Genomic DNA, 17,533 nt, shown 5'->3' on the forward strand with positions numbered 1-17,533 from the left:
AAGCGACGGCCATCCGATACGTCTTCTTGAGACGTGCGCCCGGGCTGGACCATCCTGATCTGCGTGCTGACGCTGCTGGGCGTCGGCTTGGTCATGGTGCGCTCGGCCGATACACGCGTAAACCCCATCCCAACCCCCGAGCCATTGGACTTCAGCCAGGGCGCCGCGCTGCTGGTCGTTCCGGACCCGCCCGAACCCGTTGATCCGACGTTCACCGAAGCGATGGGCGACATGGCCGCTTCCCGGGCCGCCGTCTACGCGGGGCTCGCGCTGCTCGCAACGCTCGCCTGCGCAGCCATGCCGGGCGCATTCCTCGACCGGGTCGATGCACTGGGCGAGGCAAGACGGCCAGGTGTCTGGCTGGCAGTCGCCGTGCTGCTGATCGTGATCGTCCTGGTTCTGGTCTACGTCCCCGGCCTCAGCCGGGAGGCCAAGGGCGCCAAGCGATGGGTCGAGCTGAGCCTGCCGGTCGTCGGCCAGTTCAGCTGGCAGCCAAGCGAACTCGCCAAGTGGGCCCTCCCCGCGGCGATCGCGGTCTTCGCCGCCGCCCGCGGGCCGGCCATCGGCACCATCCTCAAGGGGCTGCTGCCAGCCGGGGTGGCCATCGCGCTTGTCTGCGGCCTGATCATGCGTGAAGACCTGGGCACCGCGGTGCTCATCGGCGCTGCCTGCGGCGTCGTGCTCCTGGCCGCTGGCATCCGCTGGTGGCACGTGGGCGTGCTGGCCGCGGTCGCCCTGGCCGCGTCCGTGCAGGCCGTCCGCACCAGCCCTTATCGAATGGAACGCATCACAAGCTTCCTCGACCCATGGGCCGATCCAGCTGACACGGGCTACCACATGATCCAGAGCCTGGCGGCCATTTCCGGCGGGGAATTGACCGGTCGCGGCCTGGGCAACGGGCTGCACAAGCTGGGCTACCTGCCCGAAGACACCACGGACTTCCTCTTTGCGATCATCTGCGAAGAGCTCGGCGTGCTCGGCGCTGCTGGCGTCGTGGGCGTGTTCGCGCTGCTGACCTGGGCGTGCATCGGCGTGGTTCGCCACGAGAAGGGCGCCGCCTGCCAGCTCATCGCGTTGGGCATCACCGCCACGGTGTCGCTCCAGGCCATCATGAATTTGGCCGTCGTCACAGGCCTTGGGCCAACCAAGGGCATCGCCCTGCCCCTCGTCAGCGCAGGCGGAACCGGCTGGGTGCTCACCGGCGCTTCGCTGGGCATCCTGATCGCCCTCGACCGCCGCCAGGCCGCGCGCGCACCCGCGACAGCCGAGGCGCCCCAGCCGGACCATGAGCCCGGCCGCCAGCAGACCCTGTTCACCCGGTTGGGAGCGACCGAGGCGCCGGTTTGAGCCCCCGGGCGTCCATCGGCATTGCGTTCCTGGGCGGCGGGAGCGGAGGGCACATCTACCCCTCCCTGGCAATCGCAGACGCCATGGAGCCACTGCATCCAGACGCCAAGGCCGTGTTCCTGACCGGCGACCGCACCGCGGACGAGCAAACGCTGGCGGGCCAGTTGGTGTTCCACGAGCCCGCGCAACGCGTGGCGCTCCACGCCCGGCCACCCTCTCCCAAGCCACGGGCGCTTCTTGCCTTCCTGCGCGCCTGGGGACAGGCCGTCCGCGACGGCCGTCGTGCGCTGCGCGAACTCAAGGCGTCGAGCCAGACCGTCGTTGCGTTGTCCACGGGTGGATACGTCTCGGCCCCCGCTGCCATGGCCGCTCGAGCCGAACGCGTGCCCCTGATTCTCGTGAGCCTGGACGTGCGCATCGGCAAGGCCAATCGGTTCGTTGGGCGGCTTGCGAAAGCGAAGCTGGTGGCCCAGGCCGAGGCGCCCGCCGGCTGGCGCGCCATCGGCCCAATCGTGGGCCGGCGAGCCACCGCGCCGGCGGCCAGGCCCGAGTGCCGTCGCATGCTGGGCCTCGATCCGAGCCTGGCCACGCTGCTGGTCATGGGAGGCAGCCAGGGCGCAACTTCGATCAACGAATTCATGCGCGAGTTGTGCGTTCAACACGCCAACGATCTGAAAGCCTGGCAGGTGCTCCACCTGGCCGGATCGGTTCAGGCGGCTGACGAAGCTCGCGCCTCATACGAGACCGCCGGCATCCACGCACGCGTCCTCGACCGGCTGAGCCCGATCGGGCCGGCGTGGGGCGCGAGCGACCTGGCGCTCTGCCGCAGCGGCGCCGGCACGGTTGCCGAGGCCCACGCCAACGGCGTGCCGGCCGTCTTCCTGCCCTATCCCTATCACCGCGACGAGCATCAGGCCGCCAATGCGAGCCCTCTGGCCGACGCCGGCGGCGCCGTACTGCTGGAAGACCGCATTGCGCCCGAGGCCAATCTCCAAGCCGTCGCCCCAACGCTGCTGGACCTGCTTGCCTCTGCTCAGAAGCGAGAAGCGATGTCGCAGGCGCTGCAACGCCTGCCCCGCCAGGACGGGGCGGCCGCGTGCGCCCGCGAGTTGTCCCAGTACGCCATTCGCTGCTGAGAGCCCGTAAACGAGAGGGTGCAGCGACGAACTCTGGTATACTTGCGCCGATGGGGCAGAACGGACAAGATGGAGCACGCTCGCTCTCGGGCATCGACCCCTGCTGCGTGCTGTGGACACCCCCGGGCGAGCATCCCCCACGCGAACTGCTTGCCTCGCTCCAGCGGCGGAACCTGGCGTGGGTGGGCGTGCAGGACGGCTACTCGGCCATGACCGAGATCCTGCTGCGGCGACGGGCCGGCGGCGGGCCACGGTCGGCCGTGCTGGTACTGGTTCACCCGACCAAGCTCGACTTATCGGGCCTTGTCGTCGATGCCCTCGCCCGCTTTACCGGGCCCGTGGCGGTGTGGAGGTTCGATCCTGACGCCCAGCCGGTGCTTGCCGCAGCCCAGAGACACGAACTGGCCACCGTGTTCGTGCGAACACAAGAAGAGGAGTCACGGCCCGCTCGCACGGCAGGGAACCGGCCGCAAACTCCTCAAACGAATGCCCAGCCCCGACCCCAGCCCGAAGAGGACGAGCCCACCGCCTCGTCGATCCTGAGCGAGGAAGAGTTGAGCATGCTCCTGGCCGACCGGTCGGAGCGTTCGGGTCGATAAGCGGGCGAATCATGGGAGCCGACGTGGCGAGCAACGGAACATCCCAGCACGGCACGGCCGCCAACGGCAACCGGACCGACGGACCTGCGCGCATCGTGCTGGTGGGTCGGACCGGGCTCGACGGCGTGCTGGCCGCGCCCGCCACCACCGAGATGGTGCGCGTGCGCAGCGGTATGGACGCGCTGGGCGAGGTCTCGGCCTGGAGCCGCCAGCGGCACGACCAATCGGGCGAGCAGGTCGTGGTCCTGGGCGAGGCTATCGACGCGGACCCCACGCTGCTGCGAGCCCGCAAACTGGTCGAGGCGCTCCGCAGGCTCGATCCGAACGTGCGCGTTCTGGCCGTCGGCCGACCGCTGCACGATGAGGGCCAGGAACAAGGCGAAGACACCTTCGACGGATGGCTGGACATCGATGACCCGGCCTTCTCCTCCCGCGTGCTGCTCCACGGCCAGCGTGCCGCACGAGCCGCAACGCCCGATTCGCCTCCAGCCGGGCGTGCGGTCGAAGTGCACGCCCCCGAGCCACCGGCGCCACCCGCCAGGCCCGTGCCGGCCGACGACCGGCACCTGGTCGAATTGATGCTGGAGGGCAACCCGATCGCTCCCGCCGCAGTTGAGATCGCCTCGCGTCGCCTTGGCGTGCCGCTCACGCTGGAAGATGCCTCGGGCCGGGACGCCGGGCCGGGCCGGGCGCTCCTGCCGGGGCTGGAAGGTCAAGTGCTGGTCGGGCCGCGGGCCACGGGTGAGCAGTTGACCGATGCGGCCGAGTGGCTGTCGGGCTGGCTGCGCTTGGAAGCTCGCCAGCGCACCCTGGCGGTCGAGGCGAACACCGACCCGCTGACCGGGGCCTGGAACCGCCGCCACTTCGACGCGACGCTTGCCAAGGCGATCCAGGCCGCCGGCGAGGCCCGCCGCGACCTGTCCGTGCTCGTCTTCGACATCGACGACTTCAAGCAGTACAACGACGAGCACGGCCACGACGCGGGAGACGAGATCCTGCGGGAAGTCGTCCAACTGCTCCAGAGCGTCATCCGCCCGACGGACAAGGTTTGCCGCATCGGCGGCGACGAGTTCGCCGTCATCTTCGATGATCCCTCCGGCCCTCGAGAGCCGACCAGCCGCCACCCGCGATCGGTCGTGGGGGTTGCCAAACGCTTCCAGCAGCAGGTGGCCGCCAAGCGATTTCCCAAGCTGGGCGAAGACGCGCCGGGCCGACTGACGATCTCCGGCGGGCTGGCGACCTTCCCATGGGACGGCCTGGACGGCGCCTCGCTCGTGCGCGCGGCCGATCAACGCGCCATGGAAAGCAAGCACCAGGGCAAGAACGCCATCGAACTGGGCCCGTCGAGCGACTGAGCGCGCTCAGGCCCGCCCGACGCCCACACGCAGCAACCGGGTGTGCCCCATTGGGGCCGCAGGATCGCACACGAACGACACGTGGTCGGCACAGGCGGCCGGGACGACAATCGTGTGGCCGGCATGCACCGGAAGGCATGCATCGTCGTCGCCGTCGACCACGACCTCGCCCACGCCGCTGATCAGCATGAGCACCTGACACCGACCGTCGAAGGCCAACGGGATCTCGTCGCCCCCGTGCGGCCGCGCCTCGTCGATCGAGAAGGCGTCCAACTCGCACAAGCGGCCGGCTTCCTCGTCCGGACCCAGCCGCCTGGTGGCCGGTGGAGGCCCGCCAAGGATGCACTCGACGGCCTGATCGAGGTGCAACTCGCGTCCGGCTCGCCCGTGCTCGCGAGCCCAGTCATAGACGCGAAACGTGGTGTCGCTTGGCGTCTGCACCTCGGCAACCATCGTTCCCGCACCAAGCGCGTGGATCGTGCCGGTGGGCAACACGTGCAGGTCTCCCACGCGCGACGGGGCACTGTGCAGCAATGCGGGGACGTCGCCGCCCTGCTCGGCCGCGCGGCGCACGGCCTCGGGCGATGCATCGGGCATCAGGCCCTTCAGGATGCGCGCGTGCTCGTCGGCTTCCACAACGTACCAGCACTCGGTCTTGACGTGTGCATCGGCGTGCGCGGCTGCATACTGCGGGCTGGGATGCACCTGGATCGAAAGATCCTCCCGAGCGTCCAGGTACTTGACCAGCAGCGGAAATCGACCCTCGATGGGCGCCGCCAAACCGAGCAGGTCGCTCCCCCACAGCCGGACGGCATCACGAATCGTCTGCCCGGCCAAGGCGCCTCGAGCAATCGTCGAGGACACGCCCGCGCCACCGGCCCCCGATGCGCTGGTGGTATCAAGGTCGGCCAGTTCCCAACTCTCGCCGATGCTCCCGCCCTGGGGAACATCCTTGCCCAGCGTGGCAAGACGCCGACCGCCCCAGACCTTCTCGAAAAGCCTGGGCTCGAGCACGAACGGTCGTGGTTGTGGGATGGCGGCCGCCACGACGCCCGTCAGCCGCCCTGTTCGGCGACGGGATCGATGGCCATGCCCGAGACGGTGGCCTCGAACGCGACGCGATTCTGGACCACGCCCTGCACGTTGGCCGTGAAGCGACGGCGGCCGAACTTGATCTCTTCTCCGAGCACGTAGAGCTCGTCGCCGGGGGCGACCATCGAACGGAAGGCGGCGTTCTCGATCCGCAGGAACGCGGCCAGGAACGGATCCTTCTGGCGGATGAGGAACATGAAGCACGCCAACTGAGCGCCAGCCTCGATCTGGAGCACGCCGGGGAACATCGGCTTGCCAGGGAAGTGCCCGGCCACCCAGAATTCGTCGTCGGCAACCGAGCGCGCGGCGACGGCCTTGGTGTAGCCCTCGTTGTGCCAAACCAAGCGATCAATCAGTCGCATCTGCCCGCGATGGGGCAGCACGCGTTCGACACCAGCCGTATCGAGCACGTGCGCGCCAAGATCGATCCCGGTCAACGGGAACAACAGCCCCTTCGCGCCCGCGGGCGTATTGGTGGGGCCGGTGGCCGGTGTGTCGCTCGATACCGTCGGCATGGGGGGAGTTCAGTCCTGCTTGCGCAACTCCAGGACTTCCTTGCGGAGTTCCTGTGCCAGGTTCTTGATGTCCTGCATTGCCGTGCGAACGCGGGTGCCCGCGGCCTTGTTGCCCGCCTTGACCTTGTCCATGTCTTCGGCGATGGAATCAAGGATCTGCTTCATTTGCTCGTATTGCTGCATCGACCTGGTCTCCCACGTGGTGCCCGGAATGCGTCGGCCCTGCGGGCCGGCTGTCATACTTCCCATCCCCGGTGGCCGGGGCAAGCGTTGAGCCGCCCTGAGGGCCCAAGAGGGCCCCCAAACCGCAAAAATCGACCAAACAGCGGCCGGCCTCGCCCCAGTCTAGCCACCCAAAGCCCGCACAGATCGCTCCAGCACGGCCAGGGCCCCGCTCAGATAGATCGCATCTCCCTCGTGCTCCAGGTTTGCCGGGGCCGCCGCCGAAGCGATGAGCCGCTTGCTCTGGAGCAGCCGGGCATACTCGTCCTCCACGGGCAAACCCGCCTCACGCCGGGCCCGGGCGATCATCGAAACCGGCTTGAGCCCGCACAACCGCTCTGTGCGGCCCCAGAACTGTCGCTCCAGATACAGGCCGTCCTCGGCCCAATGCCCGGGGTGCACCATGCCCAGGTCTATCAGGGCGCACCGCTGGCCGTTGTGGCCGTGAACGTTGTTGGAGGGTTGCCGCCACATGGCGTTGGCCGGATGGAGATCGCCATGCAGCCACGCGTTGACGGGCCGCGCCCTCCACATCGCCATCGCTTCGGGCAGGAGCTTTCTGGCGTGCTTGAGCGCGTTGTTCCAGTGCTGGGCGTCTGGGATGGTGTTCTCGTGGGCCATCTGCCGAGCCTGATCGTGGGCGTGCGCCCAATCGGGCTCGATTGGCCGCCCAGTGGGCTGGAACCTCCGCTCAGCACGAATCTGGAAGTCGCAGGCCGCATCGATCAATGCACGCAGGCCGTGCTCATCGAAGTGCGTGGCAACCGTGCCCCCCTCGAATCGCTCGACGACCAGCCAGCAAAGGTCGTACGCGCCCAAGTGGTCGGCCGAGGCCAGCACGCGTGGGGTCGATAGTGCGACACAGTCGGGCGCCGTCCAGCCTTGCTTCCAGCAATCACCCAGCGCGGCCGCCCATCGTCGCTCGACCGGGCCCACGGGCACCTTCACCATGCAGGGCACGACCGACCCGTCTTCGAGGGTCCACGTGGAGAAGCCCGTGGCCGCGCCGCCGCGCTGCCAGCTGGTCCTGAACCATTCGATGTCACCGAGGTTGTCGCCGGCGGCCTGTTTTACCACCGGGGCCAGCATCGCCCCGAGCGCCAGCGGATCGCTGGTGTCCAGGGCGGTCGCATTGGGCTGCGGATCGGCCATCGCCTGGTGGCGCCTCCCTTGCCCTGGTCCGCGTCGCGCCAGCGGGGCCGTCCTAACCCCGGCACGCCCGGACGAACACACTGTACACGCCCAAACCGAGCGCTCCGTTTCCGCTCAATTCGGGATGCCACTGCACTCCTACGTAGAAAGACCTCTCCGGGTTGTGCACCGCCTCGATGATCCCATCGGGAGCGACCCCAGCAACCGACAGCGAACCCGCGTCTGCGACCGCCTGGCGGTGACGGCTCAGTGGGTTATCGGGGCTTGCCGAAATCCATGCCGGCGCACCTTCCTTCGCCTCGATCCCATGTGGACGCCGCCAATGGAGCGACCAGGCCTGGCCCAGCGTGTCGGGCAGGTGCTGGTCGAGACGCCCGCCGGCCAGGAGCGCCATCATCTGCATGCCGTAGCACACGCCCAGCACGGGCACATCGGGCCGATCGTCAAGCGCCTGGATCAGGGCGGCGTCGTAGGACTGGCGCAGTTCGATGACCGGCGTCACCCGCGGGTCGGTCGGCTCGCCGAAAGGCTCCGTGCGAGGATCGTCGCCACCGATCAGGAGCAGTCCGTCGACCATGCCCAGTTGTTCGGGAATCTGCCCGATGACCGGCGGGAGGACGATCGGAAGCCCGCCCGCGGCGACGACCGCGTCGATGTAGGTCATGCGGCAGCAGGACCGGAGGGCCGGCGGGGCGGCGGGATCGGAGCTTGGCGCCACGTCGACGTCGCCGGCGATGCCGATGAGCGGTCTGGCGAGCTGGCGTGAGTGGCCCATGGTCGGCCTCCGTGCCGATGGTGCGTTCGTGCCCCGCGCCCGGGGCAGCGGAGTATGCTGCGCCGATGTCCACGAAGCCGGTGATCATTGCCCTGTCGGCCGCCATCGCGATCGTGGTCGCCTCCACCTGGCTGCTGCGACCACCATCGGCAAGCACGGCGCTCCAGCCCCAGTCGGTGCTGGATGTCGACGCGGCGTCCATCGTCTCGTTCGAGACCCGCGGCGCGGCCGGCGAGGGCGCCCGCATCGAACGCGTGCTGACGGGCTGGCAACTGGTCAGCCCCGACGGTCCACCATGGGCCGTGGAAGACGGGCGTGCCCGCGCCGCCGCCCGCATCCTCGCAGACTTGCAAGGACGCCCGGTCGACGAACCCCAGTCAGCCCCGGTAGCCATGACGCTTACTATCAAAGACGCCCGTGGCCGGACGATGTCTCTGGGCCTGCGCGAGCCGGTGGTCGGTGGCCGGCGGATCGTCGACCGCATCGATGCCGACGGCGTGCTCCAGCGGTTTGCCATCGACGAACCCCTGTACGAGGCGTTCGTCGAGACCGGGCTGCCGGCCTGGCGTAATGCGGGCCTGCTGGGCGCCTTGCCCGGACGCCCGGCACGCCTGGAACTGGCGCGGGGTTCCTCCCGCCTTGAACTCGCCCGCGTTGATGGCCGGTGGTCGCTGCGCGCGCCGGTGGCGACGCGCGCGAACGAGCAGGGCATCGAGTCCCTTCTTCAGGCGATTGCCCGGCTTCGGGTCGAACGCTTCGACGAGCCCGCGCCGCCGGCGGTCCAGGCGCAGGATCCGGTGACCATCACCATCGAGGCCGATCGCAGCGAGCCGGGAGACGATCCCACCCGGCCCGTGCGCATCACAGAACGCTTGACGCTCACGCTGCACGGACCGGCCGACACGGGCGGTCGATTGACGCTGGTGGGCGTCTCCCGCGAGCAGGCGTATCGAACCGCTGGAGCCGCGGTCGAGTACCTGGGCGCCACCCACGTCGCCGTCGATCTGGAACCTTTACAGAACGTGACGCTCGAGCCCCGTGGGTACGTGGCGCCCACGGCCTTGGACGGCGACGCGTCGATGATTGCGCGCCTCACGCTGGATGAACGTACGTACGAGCGCACGGCCTCGGGATGGAGCGAGCAGGGCCGCGACCTCGCAGCTGAGCGAGCCGCCGCGCTCGACGCGTTGGCTGCGCTTCTCACTACGACGACGATGACGGGCGTAGAACTGACCGACGCCCCGACGCCCACCGGAAGCGCCTCACGCCCCGTCACCATCACTGCGGCGACCATCGCTGGTGAACCACTGACGCCCCCCGGCGGCCTTGTTCTGCGGGTCGTCCAGACGCCCAGCGGAGCGTCGGGCGCGCTGGTCATCGGCGACGGCGTGACGCGCGAGTACACCGATGCCGCGAGCACAGCCACGGCCCGCGCAGCAATGGTGCTCAGCGAACCAGACGCTGATCCATCAAGCGGCGGCTAGTACCCGCTGGAGACCATCTTCGCGGCGCGCTCGCGGATGCCGTCGAGCAATTCGCGTACTTCGGCGGCCATCTTACTATTGGGAAACTCGGCGATGATGCGCTCGCCGTGATTGGCCGCTTCGACCCATCGCTTGTCGCGCACCGCCAGCTTGAACTTGGCCCCCAGGTTGTTGCGAGCCTTGCCAATGACGCCCCGGGCGACCTCCCTGAAGGGCGCCGCTTCGTCCTCGGTCAGGTGCTGGTCGAGTCGCTTGAGCAACTCCATCGCTTCTTCGACGCGTTCGTCTTCTGCTGCTTCGAGGAATTGTCGTTCCAGGTCGACCTTGAATCGCTCGACTTCTCGCTCGACCCGCTCGGGAGCCGCCTGGGCCCTGGGGGCGTCTGGGAACGTCCGTGCAATGCGCACCGCTTCGCGCTGGGCTTCTTCCCATTGCCGATGCAGCACGAGATCTTCGAGCTGGCTCATCGCGTTGTTGAGCTGGCGCTCGAGCGTGGCGCGCCGTGATCGGTCGATGCGGCGACGGAAGTTCTCGGCGTCCTGCCGGTAGCCGAAGCGATCGGCAAGCTCGCCCGACAGCACGAGCGCGGCGTCCCAATCTTCGGCGGCGATGTCCTCTTCGATGGCTCGACGCAGCAAGGTGCGCTCGCGCGAGCGATGCAGCACGCGCCGGGCGTCGTCGCTCAGCGCCGCCTGCTCGCCCAGCGAGCGCAGCGCCAGCGTCGCTGATTGCAGGTCGCTGCGGGTCTGGCGAACATCTCGCACCAGGTACACCAGCCCAACCGACGCCGGCGCAAGCACGACGGCAAGCACCATGGCCAGCAGGCCCGCAACGCCCATGCTCTCGGGAACGAGCAGGCCGGCGGTGGTTGCTGCCTCGCCGGGCGTCAGCGTCGTTTGGGGGTCGCCCGAAAGAATCGCCTGGAGATCGATGCCAGCTGCGCTCGCGGCCGCGGCTGGACGCAGCGCCCACAGCACGACGGCCGCGAGCCCGAGCACGAAGACGAACCCGTGGCTCAGCAGGACCAACGCCATGGGCCACCTGCTGGGGCGAGAACGCGGGATCGCCGGCTCGAGCGAATCGAGGGTGGTCTGGGAAGATTCGGGTTGCTGCTGGTTCATGAGCGGCTCTCCTTGCCGTCGCGACGCATCCTCGGCTCTCTCCACTATAACGGCCGATCCGCCAGGTTGATGCAGCCCGGGTGCCCGATCGACGCGGGAGTACACTGCGGCATGGAGAAGATCGACATTTCCGGACGCATACAGGACATGAACAAGGAGGCTGCACTCTGGACGGCCAGCCTCGGACCGTTCGAGACCAATGCGTACGTGTACACGCCCGATGGCTCGCATGCCTGGATCATCGATCCGGGCCTGGGGCCGCAGCCGGTGATCGATCTGGTACGTGAACACGGGTTCTCAATCGACGCCATCCTGCTCACGCACGCCCACGCCGATCACATCCTGGGCCTGCCCGAGGTGACCAAGGCATTCGCCGATGCGCCCGTATTGATCCATGAAGCCGAGCGGGAGTGGATCGCCGATCCGGCGCTCAACCTCAGCGCCGGCTTCGGCATGCCCTATAGCGGGCCCGAGCCATCGCGCCTGCTCGCACACGGCGACGAGGTCTCGGTCGGCTCGGAGTCGTGGAGCGTGCGGCATACGCCGGGCCACAGCCCCGGCGGCTGCGTGTTCATCGCGCCTGGCGGCTCGCTGGCCATCGTCGGCGACACCCTGTTCTCGGGAAGCATCGGACGCACCGACCTGCCCGGCGGCGACTTCGACCAACTCGCCCAGAGCATCCGCCGAGAACTCTACGGCCTCGATGCCGCCTGCTTGTGCCTGCCCGGGCACGGCCCGCCGACCACGATCGGCCAGGAGCGGGCGCACAACCCGTTCGTTCGGCGCGAAGGCTGAGCGAGCGGCCGTCCCAATCACAAACCGGGGCCGACCCAAAGGCCGACCCCGGTTTGCTCCAAGGAGGGGACGCTTGTGCGGCCGTTGAATTAACAGCCGGTATCGAACTCGCTCTGGAACGCCAGGAAGTCGAACAGGGTCAGGCTTCCATCGCCGTCGAAGTCCGCGGCCGGGTCGCCGCTGGCGAAGGCCGACTGGAACGCGAGGAAGTCGAAGATGGTCAGGTCTCCGTCGCCGTCCATGTCGACGCGGCAATCACCACACTCCAAACCCTCGATGCGCAGGGCATCGATGGCGGCCTCCATGACCGAGTCGTTGGGGCTGTCGGACACGGTAAAGCGAACCTGCACCTGCGAGGTGAGGCTGATGTGGTCGGTCAGGTTCCACCGCATGTGCGTCCAGGCGTCGCCACCCATCGAGTGATCGACGCGCTCGAGCTCGATCCATCGGCCGCCGGCGTCGTCGGAGATCTCGACCACCAGGCGGTCCTGGTCGCCCAGTCCGGCGCGCTGGTCGTCGTTGGAGAACCAGCGGGCGTAGCTCAGCACGGCGTTGCTCGGCACGCCGCTGAGGTCAAAGACCGGCGAGGTGAGCGTGGTCGGTCCGCCGTCGAGGTCTTCGCCGCGATCCGAGCCGGTGACGTAGGCGTTGCCCGAGCCATCGAAGTCGCCCGAGGCGGCGCCGCGGAATCCATCGGGCACGCCCAGCTCCCAGCCGCCGTCCAGGACGACGCCATCGACCGACCAGCCCGGGGCGGACTGGAAGTCCTGGTCGACCGCGGTGACCACGGCGGTGGCGGCCAACGCGTCGTAGCTGACGCCGGGCGCACCAAATGGCTCGATGGTCTCGCGGCCATCGGACGTCGCACGGACGTAATACTCGACGATGGAACCACAGTCGAGCGCCGGGAACGTCGCCTCGAACTGGTCGCCGCCCAGCGGGACGAGCAGCGAACTGGCAAATGCGCCACCGTCGACGCTGTAGAACAGCTCGGCCGAGCCGGGGTCGAGCGGGCCGTCGACTTCAATGATCGTGACGGCAAAGCTCTGGGGCGAACCGGGGTCGACCAGGTCGAGATCGGGCAACGAGATTTCGATGCCGCGGATGGGCGGGCAGCAGACGCCTTGCGGATTGGCCAGAGCGTCCTGGAACTCGGGGCGATCGATCGCCGTGCCGTTGTTGCCACTGGTGGTGCTGCAGCCAGCGTGCGTGTGCACGCCGATGGCCAGTCCGGTCGCCTCTTCGATCACCGGTGAGCCCGAGTTGCCGCCGGTGGTGTCGGTCTGGTATGAGATGCCGTAGCCATCCTTGCGGACGAACGGGCCCAGGTGGGTCTTCTGGACCTGGTTCCACGAGAGCGGCGCGCCGGTGCCGAACGTGCTGCCGTAGCCGGTGATGCGGATATCACCCGCCGAGGTGGGCGCCGCCGGCGCAAGGCGGTAGAACTCGCCCTGCGCCTGGCCTGCGGTCAGGCCGGTGTCGCTGTTGGGGAAGGTGCCGAAGTAGGCCCAGTCGTTGCCAATGCCAAGGCCGCCGTTGGACTGCATCGAGTCGTCATCGACGGGGTACTGGTCTTCGGGCGCCGCCATGACGATGGAGCCGCTGGTGGTGCTCAGCGGAACGTTGAACTCGACGACGTCGGCGCTGAACGTGCAGTGGCCGGCGGTAATGAAGCACTTGGCACAGTCGTCGATGATCCACGCCGTGCAGCCCACGGGCAGCAGGCGGGCGTTGCGCGGGTCGCTCGAGAGTTCGCGGTCGTCAACCGAGCCGCAGATGCTGTCGAAGCCCGCGCCCTGGGTGAAGCCGCTGCCGGCGGTCAGGCCGTTGATGACCACGCGACCCACGCCCTCACCCGGGGTGGCCAGCACTTCCACGAGCAGGGTGTCGCCGTTGAAGTAGGCCGTCTTGTGCTTCCACTGCTTGATGGTGTGGCTGTTGAGGTGCTGGTCGTGCCTGTCCTTCAGGCTGGTGATGCGAAGGCGCATGTTGTCGGGCAGCACGGTCGACTCGGCATCGAAGCGAACGCGGCTCCAGCCGGCGCCCGGAGCCGTCATCGTGGTCGAGAACACGACCTGCTCCTCAGCACCCATCCCCGGCTGCCCGGGGAGCCCCAGCGGGCCGCTGTCGAGTCGGTTGGCCACATCGAACTGCTGCAGTGGGTCGGCCTGGGCCAACGCCGGAGCGGTAGCGCTCAGCACGCTGCCGCACACGCACGCAAGAACCGCCGCGGCCACGCCGCCGCGACGAACGCCTCGAGAAACAGCATCAAACGCCATGATCGGTCCACTCCTGGATCTTCGCTGGGCCCTTGGAAGCCCGAGCCTTGGATCGGGGACGATAGTCGGGAAACCCCGAATCTCACGTCGAGCGCTCCCCGGGGACACCCGCCACGTGGATGGGGCTACACCGCCCCCGCGACCGACGTTTCAGACCGCAGACGCGCCAAGCACCGCTCTCCGCACGGCAACCCCGCGTGCGCGGCCCGGTAACGCAGGCATGGCACTCGATTCGTCACAGGCCGCCATGGTCGGCCGCGTCCGAGTTCTCAGAACCGCCACCCTCTGGGTGCTTCGTCTCGTCGGGGTTGCCGTGCTCGCCCGAGGCCTGTACTTGTGCATCAACCGCGTGGTGTTCGGGCTGACGCAGGGCGACGTCGCGCTGGGCTGGAACGCGCACATGGGCGTGGGCGAAGAGCACATGCTCGCCGCGGGCATCGCCGCGACCCTTGTTGGCGTCGCCCTGGTGCTGCTCGCACGCCCTTTAAGCCGCTTTGCCATCGCCATGCCGGATCCCGGCTGCCCGGCGTGCGGGCACACGGGGGAGGTGGACGGGCAGGGGAAGTGTGTTGAGTGTGGGTGGGAGCTGATCGATCGACGCGGCCCGGCTTAGGCCTGGACGTGCTCGACCTGGCGGCTCTCGTGCGCCAGCAACGCCCGCACCTGCTTCTCGATCCCCGCCGCGTCCAGCCCAACCTCGGCAAGCTGGGCCTTGCGGCTGTCCTGCTTGATCCAGCGGTCGGGCATGCCGTGCCGACGGACGATAGCGTTCTTCAGGCCCATCTCCTCGATCGCCTCGAGCACGGCGCTGCCGAAGCCGCCGTGGAGGGTGTGCTCCTCGACGGTCAGGATGGGCACGCCGGCCTCGACCAACTCGGCAATCAGCGAGCGGTCGACGGGCTTGGCGAAGCGGGCGTCGTAGACGCCGATGTTCAGTTCGGAAGCGACGCGCTCGGCGACGTCGACGCATGCCAGGGCGGGCACACCGAAGGCGAGGATGGCCGCGTCGGGCTTGTCTGTCTTGTCCGTGAGCAGGCGCGCCTTGCCCAACTCGAAGGGCGGGCACACGCTCGCGAATCGATCCGACACGTCGTCTCGCGGGTAGCGCACGCTCGACAGCCCGCGGTCGTACTCGCGCATGAACTCGAGCGACGCGCGCAAGCTTGGCTCATCAATAGCCGCCATGATCGCGGCGTCCGGCAGCGTGCGCAGGAGCGAAACATCGGCAAAGCCGTGATGCACCGCTCCATCGCCACCAACCAGCCCCGCGCGATCGAGGCACAGCCGCACCGGCAGGCCCTGGAGCGAGGCCTCCTGGAACGCCTGGTCGTAGGCCCGCTGCAGGAACGTGCTGTAGACCGCGAAGAACGGCTTGGAGCCGGTTTTGGCCAGGCCAGCCATCATGTCCAGCGCGTGGCTCTCGCAGATGCCCGTGTCCCACACGCGCTCTGGGAACCTCTCCATCGCCTCGGTCACGCCGGTGCCGTCGGGCATGGCGGCCGTGCAGGCGACGACCGCTTCGTCGCGTTCCATGAGGTCGACGAGCGCATCGCCGAACGCGCTGGTGAAGCTGCGCCCGCCGCTCTTGACGACGACTCGGCAGCCCTCGCTCTGGATCTGCCCGCCGTCCTCCGCCGCGAAGGGCTTGGGCGAGTGGAACGTCCGCGCGTCGCCCTCGCTGAAGGCAAAGCCCTTGCCCTTGACGGTCTTGACGTGCAGCACGCACGGGCGATCGAGGTCCTTGACGGCCTCAAGGAATTCGATGAGCGTGGGCAGGTGGTGGCCGTCGATCGGGCCGACGGTGAGCAGGCCGAAATGCTCGAACCAGGTGTTCTCGGGCGCGCCGTCGCCGACCATTGCTTTGGCGGCCTCGCCCATGCGGTGGTATGCATCGCGCAACGCCTCACCGCCGGGGATGCCCTTGAGCAGTTCCTTGCCGGTGCGTTTCAGGCCCGTGTAGGTGTGGCTGACGCGAACGCGGTCGAAGTGCTGGGCGAGCGCGCCCTGCGGGCCGGCGATGGACATGCCGTTGTCGTTGAGCACGACGAGCATCTGCCGCTTGAGCGTGCCGGCGTTGTTGAGCCCTTCCATCGCGACGCCGTTGACGATCGACGAGTCGCCGATGATCGTGACGACGCGGCGGCCGTCCTTGCGGGTCTTCGAGTCGTACGCCTCGCCATTGAGCGCGTCGCCGCGCGCCATTCCGACGGCCGTGGAGATGCCCGTGCCGGCGTGGCCGACGCGGAAGAGGTCGTACTTGCTTTCATCGGGCTCGGGAAAGCCGGCCATGCCTTCACGGGTGCGGAGCTTGCTCAGCATTGGCAGGCGGCCGGTCAGCAGCTTGTGCGGGTAGCACTGATGGCCAACGTCGAAGAGCAACCGATCCCAGCCGAAGTCGAACACGCGGTGCATGGCGATGGTCAACTCGACCACGCCCAGGTTGGGCGCCAGGTGCCCGCCGGTGCGAGAGACCTGCTCGCAGATCGCCGCCCGGATCTCGCCGGCGAGCTGCTCGAGCTGGTCAATGGACATCGAGCGGAGTTGCTCGGGCCCGGTCAGCGTGTCCAGCAGTGCCATGCGAAGCCTCCCATCCCGATCCGGATCGGCCACGAAGCCGAATCCCCAACTGCATTTCTTAGGCGGAATCCCAATAGTTTTCAATGATTCTTGAAAATATCAGGGCCAACCCCCGGCCCGAGAACGCGGGCATCATCGACTTCATCGCGTTCGGCTGGCCAACACGCGAGCCACGTCTGCCAAATGTTGCCCCGCCTCGCCCAGGGGCTCCAGGGCGGACAGGCTCGCCTCCAACAGCCTGGCAACTTCGTTCCGCGATGCGTCGACCCCCAGCACGCCCGGGAAGGTCAGCTTCCCGGCATCGGCATCCTTACCCGTACGCTTGCCCGCCTGTTCGGTGGATTGCTCGACATCGATCAGATCATCGACCACTTGGAACATCAGGCCCACCGATTGGGCATATCGGGTGATGGCTTCGAGCGAGCGCTCGTTGCTGCCGGCGCTGATTGCGCCCATGCGACACGCCACCTGCAGCAGGGCGCCGGTCTTCCAGCGATGGATCAGCCGGAGGCGTTGCTCGGGCTCCGTCGCGTCGGCGCCGAACCCGCCCAATGAGTCCAGGGTCTGTCCGTCGATCATGCGGGCAGAGGCCTCTGCCAATTCGCCGATCAACCGGGCCGAAACCGGGGCGTCCGGCACGCGTCGGGCGAGCGCCCAGTATGCGGCATTGAGCATCGCATCGCCGGCCAGGAGCGCCACGGCCTCGCCCGCGTGCACGTGCAGGGTGGGTCGGCCACGCCGCAGGTCGTCGTCGTCCATGCAGGGAAGATCATCGTGCACGAGGCTGAACGCATGGACGAATTCGACGGCCGCCGCGGCCGGCAACGCGGCTTGATCCTGTCCGCCGCATGCCCGGGCGCAGAGCAGCGTGAGGGCGGGCCTCAGACGCTTGCCGCCGCCCAGCGCCGCGTAGCGGGCGCCATCGCGCATGATCTGGCTCTGGCACGCCTGATCGATGATCTCGGCGATCTCGGACTCGACCAGTTCTGCCAGATCGGCCACGAGCGCCCGCACCCGGCTCTCGAGCGCGGGGGCACTAGTTGATTGGGCCGTGGGCTCGCCGGACATGGGACAACGGTACGAT

16 protein-coding genes are annotated in these 17,533 nt (G+C 68.4%); 7 read left to right on the forward strand and 9 right to left on the reverse strand.

What is annotated here, in order from left to right; translation table 11 throughout:
- Nucleotides 1-33 precede the first annotated feature (33 nt).
- Genes RIE32_05720 through RIE32_05735 form a run of 4 tightly spaced genes read left to right on the forward strand, consistent with a single transcriptional unit; the run spans nt 34 to nt 4,437 of the window.
- Nucleotides 34-1,347 carry an FtsW/RodA/SpoVE family cell cycle protein gene (locus RIE32_05720; GenBank protein ID MEQ9095744.1) on the forward strand — a complete coding sequence of 438 codons (1,314 nt, stop codon included), beginning with the start codon at nt 34-36 and terminating at the stop codon, nt 1,345-1,347.
- Nucleotides 1,344-2,483 (forward strand): UDP-N-acetylglucosamine--N-acetylmuramyl-(pentapeptide) pyrophosphoryl-undecaprenol N-acetylglucosamine transferase, encoded by a 1,140-nt coding sequence (locus tag RIE32_05725; protein ID MEQ9095745.1) that lies wholly within the window; start codon nt 1,344-1,346, stop codon nt 2,481-2,483. The genes RIE32_05720 and RIE32_05725 overlap by 4 nt, the downstream gene beginning before the upstream one ends.
- 50 nt (nt 2,484-2,533) lie before the next feature.
- Nucleotides 2,534-3,082, forward strand: coding sequence for a hypothetical protein (locus RIE32_05730; GenBank protein MEQ9095746.1), 549 nt, complete (start codon nt 2,534-2,536; stop codon nt 3,080-3,082).
- A gap of 11 nt (nt 3,083-3,093) precedes the next feature.
- Nucleotides 3,094-4,437 carry a GGDEF domain-containing protein gene (locus tag RIE32_05735; protein ID MEQ9095747.1) on the forward strand — a complete coding sequence of 448 codons (1,344 nt, stop codon included), beginning with the start codon at nt 3,094-3,096 and terminating at the stop codon, nt 4,435-4,437.
- Nucleotides 4,438-4,443: 6 nt separating this feature from the next.
- On the opposite strand, the gene RIE32_05740 is transcribed toward RIE32_05735, so the two are convergent.
- From RIE32_05740 to RIE32_05760, 5 genes are all read right to left on the reverse strand, one after another.
- On the reverse strand, nt 4,444-5,451 hold the full coding sequence (locus tag RIE32_05740) for a class I mannose-6-phosphate isomerase (protein MEQ9095748.1): 1,008 nt from the start codon (nt 5,449-5,451) through the stop codon (nt 4,444-4,446).
- A 41-nt stretch (nt 5,452-5,492) separates the two neighbouring features.
- Nucleotides 5,493-6,044: a FabA/FabZ family ACP-dehydratase gene (locus RIE32_05745; GenBank protein MEQ9095749.1), complete on the reverse strand. Its 552-nt coding sequence runs from the start codon at nt 6,042-6,044 to the stop codon at nt 5,493-5,495.
- A gap of 9 nt (nt 6,045-6,053) precedes the next feature.
- Nucleotides 6,054-6,284 (reverse strand): hypothetical protein, encoded by a 231-nt coding sequence (locus tag RIE32_05750; protein ID MEQ9095750.1) that lies wholly within the window; start codon nt 6,282-6,284, stop codon nt 6,054-6,056.
- 105 nt (nt 6,285-6,389) lie between these two features.
- Nucleotides 6,390-7,418, reverse strand: coding sequence for an aminoglycoside phosphotransferase family protein (locus tag RIE32_05755; GenBank protein MEQ9095751.1), 1,029 nt, complete (start codon nt 7,416-7,418; stop codon nt 6,390-6,392).
- A gap of 52 nt (nt 7,419-7,470) precedes the next feature.
- Entirely contained in the window at nt 7,471-8,193 is a 723-nt protein-coding gene (locus RIE32_05760; protein ID MEQ9095752.1) for a gamma-glutamyl-gamma-aminobutyrate hydrolase family protein, read from the reverse strand.
- A 65-nt stretch (nt 8,194-8,258) separates the two neighbouring features.
- Here RIE32_05760 and RIE32_05765 point away from each other — a divergent pair, with 65 nt between their 5' ends.
- Nucleotides 8,259-9,677, forward strand: a complete 1,419-nt coding sequence (locus RIE32_05765) for a hypothetical protein (GenBank protein ID MEQ9095753.1) — start codon at nt 8,259-8,261, stop codon at nt 9,675-9,677.
- Here RIE32_05765 and RIE32_05770 read toward each other — a convergent pair.
- On the reverse strand, nt 9,674-10,798 hold the full coding sequence (locus RIE32_05770) for a hypothetical protein (GenBank protein MEQ9095754.1): 1,125 nt from the start codon (nt 10,796-10,798) through the stop codon (nt 9,674-9,676). The genes RIE32_05765 and RIE32_05770 overlap by 4 nt on opposite strands.
- Nucleotides 10,799-10,909: 111 nt before the next feature.
- Here RIE32_05770 and RIE32_05775 point away from each other — a divergent pair, with 111 nt between their 5' ends.
- On the forward strand, nt 10,910-11,593 hold the full coding sequence (locus RIE32_05775) for an MBL fold metallo-hydrolase (protein ID MEQ9095755.1): 684 nt from the start codon (nt 10,910-10,912) through the stop codon (nt 11,591-11,593).
- 89 nt (nt 11,594-11,682) lie between these two features.
- Here RIE32_05775 and RIE32_05780 read toward each other — a convergent pair whose 3' ends face one another.
- Nucleotides 11,683-13,872: a GC-type dockerin domain-anchored protein gene (locus RIE32_05780; protein MEQ9095756.1), complete on the reverse strand. Its 2,190-nt coding sequence runs from the start codon at nt 13,870-13,872 to the stop codon at nt 11,683-11,685.
- Between the two features lie 220 nt (nt 13,873-14,092).
- Between RIE32_05780 and RIE32_05785 the strand changes: the two genes are divergently transcribed.
- The gene (locus RIE32_05785; protein MEQ9095757.1) at nt 14,093-14,485 is read left to right on the forward strand and encodes a hypothetical protein; all 393 of its coding nucleotides are present in this window, start codon (nt 14,093-14,095) and stop codon (nt 14,483-14,485) included.
- On the opposite strand, the gene dxs is transcribed toward RIE32_05785, so the two are convergent.
- Both dxs and RIE32_05795 read right to left on the reverse strand, forming a co-directional pair.
- A complete protein-coding gene (gene dxs, locus RIE32_05790) occupies nt 14,482-16,449 on the reverse strand; it encodes a 1-deoxy-D-xylulose-5-phosphate synthase (GenBank protein ID MEQ9095758.1) in 1,968 nt (655 codons plus the stop codon). The two genes, RIE32_05785 and dxs, sit on opposite strands and share 4 nt — an antisense overlap.
- Nucleotides 16,450-16,590: 141 nt before the next feature.
- Nucleotides 16,591-17,517, reverse strand: a complete 927-nt coding sequence (locus RIE32_05795; protein MEQ9095759.1) for a polyprenyl synthetase family protein — start codon at nt 17,515-17,517, stop codon at nt 16,591-16,593.
- Between the last annotated feature and the right edge of the window lie 16 nt (nt 17,518-17,533).

Source organism: Phycisphaerales bacterium (assembly GCA_040221175.1).
Taxonomy (GTDB): domain Bacteria; phylum Planctomycetota; class Phycisphaerae; order Phycisphaerales; family UBA1924; genus JAHCJI01.

Coding starts and splice junctions, on each gene's coding strand:
- RIE32_05730 (MEQ9095746.1), top strand. CDS start 2,534: ATGGGGCAGAACGGACAAGATGGAGCACGCTCGCTCTCGGGCATCGAC.
- RIE32_05735 (MEQ9095747.1), top strand. CDS start 3,094: ATGGGAGCCGACGTGGCGAGCAACGGAACATCCCAGCACGGCACGGCC.
- RIE32_05745 (MEQ9095749.1), bottom strand. CDS start 6,044: ATGCCGACGGTATCGAGCGACACACCGGCCACCGGCCCCACCAATACG.
- RIE32_05750 (MEQ9095750.1), bottom strand. CDS start 6,284: ATGACAGCCGGCCCGCAGGGCCGACGCATTCCGGGCACCACGTGGGAG.
- RIE32_05755 (MEQ9095751.1), bottom strand. CDS start 7,418: ATGGCCGATCCGCAGCCCAATGCGACCGCCCTGGACACCAGCGATCCG.
- RIE32_05760 (MEQ9095752.1), bottom strand. CDS start 8,193: ATGGGCCACTCACGCCAGCTCGCCAGACCGCTCATCGGCATCGCCGGC.
- RIE32_05765 (MEQ9095753.1), top strand. CDS start 8,259: ATGTCCACGAAGCCGGTGATCATTGCCCTGTCGGCCGCCATCGCGATC.
- RIE32_05770 (MEQ9095754.1), bottom strand. CDS start 10,798: ATGAACCAGCAGCAACCCGAATCTTCCCAGACCACCCTCGATTCGCTC.
- RIE32_05775 (MEQ9095755.1), top strand. CDS start 10,910: ATGGAGAAGATCGACATTTCCGGACGCATACAGGACATGAACAAGGAG.
- RIE32_05780 (MEQ9095756.1), bottom strand. CDS start 13,872: ATGGCGTTTGATGCTGTTTCTCGAGGCGTTCGTCGCGGCGGCGTGGCC.
- RIE32_05785 (MEQ9095757.1), top strand. CDS start 14,093: ATGGCACTCGATTCGTCACAGGCCGCCATGGTCGGCCGCGTCCGAGTT.
- dxs (MEQ9095758.1), bottom strand. CDS start 16,449: ATGGCACTGCTGGACACGCTGACCGGGCCCGAGCAACTCCGCTCGATG.
- RIE32_05795 (MEQ9095759.1), bottom strand. CDS start 17,517: ATGTCCGGCGAGCCCACGGCCCAATCAACTAGTGCCCCCGCGCTCGAG.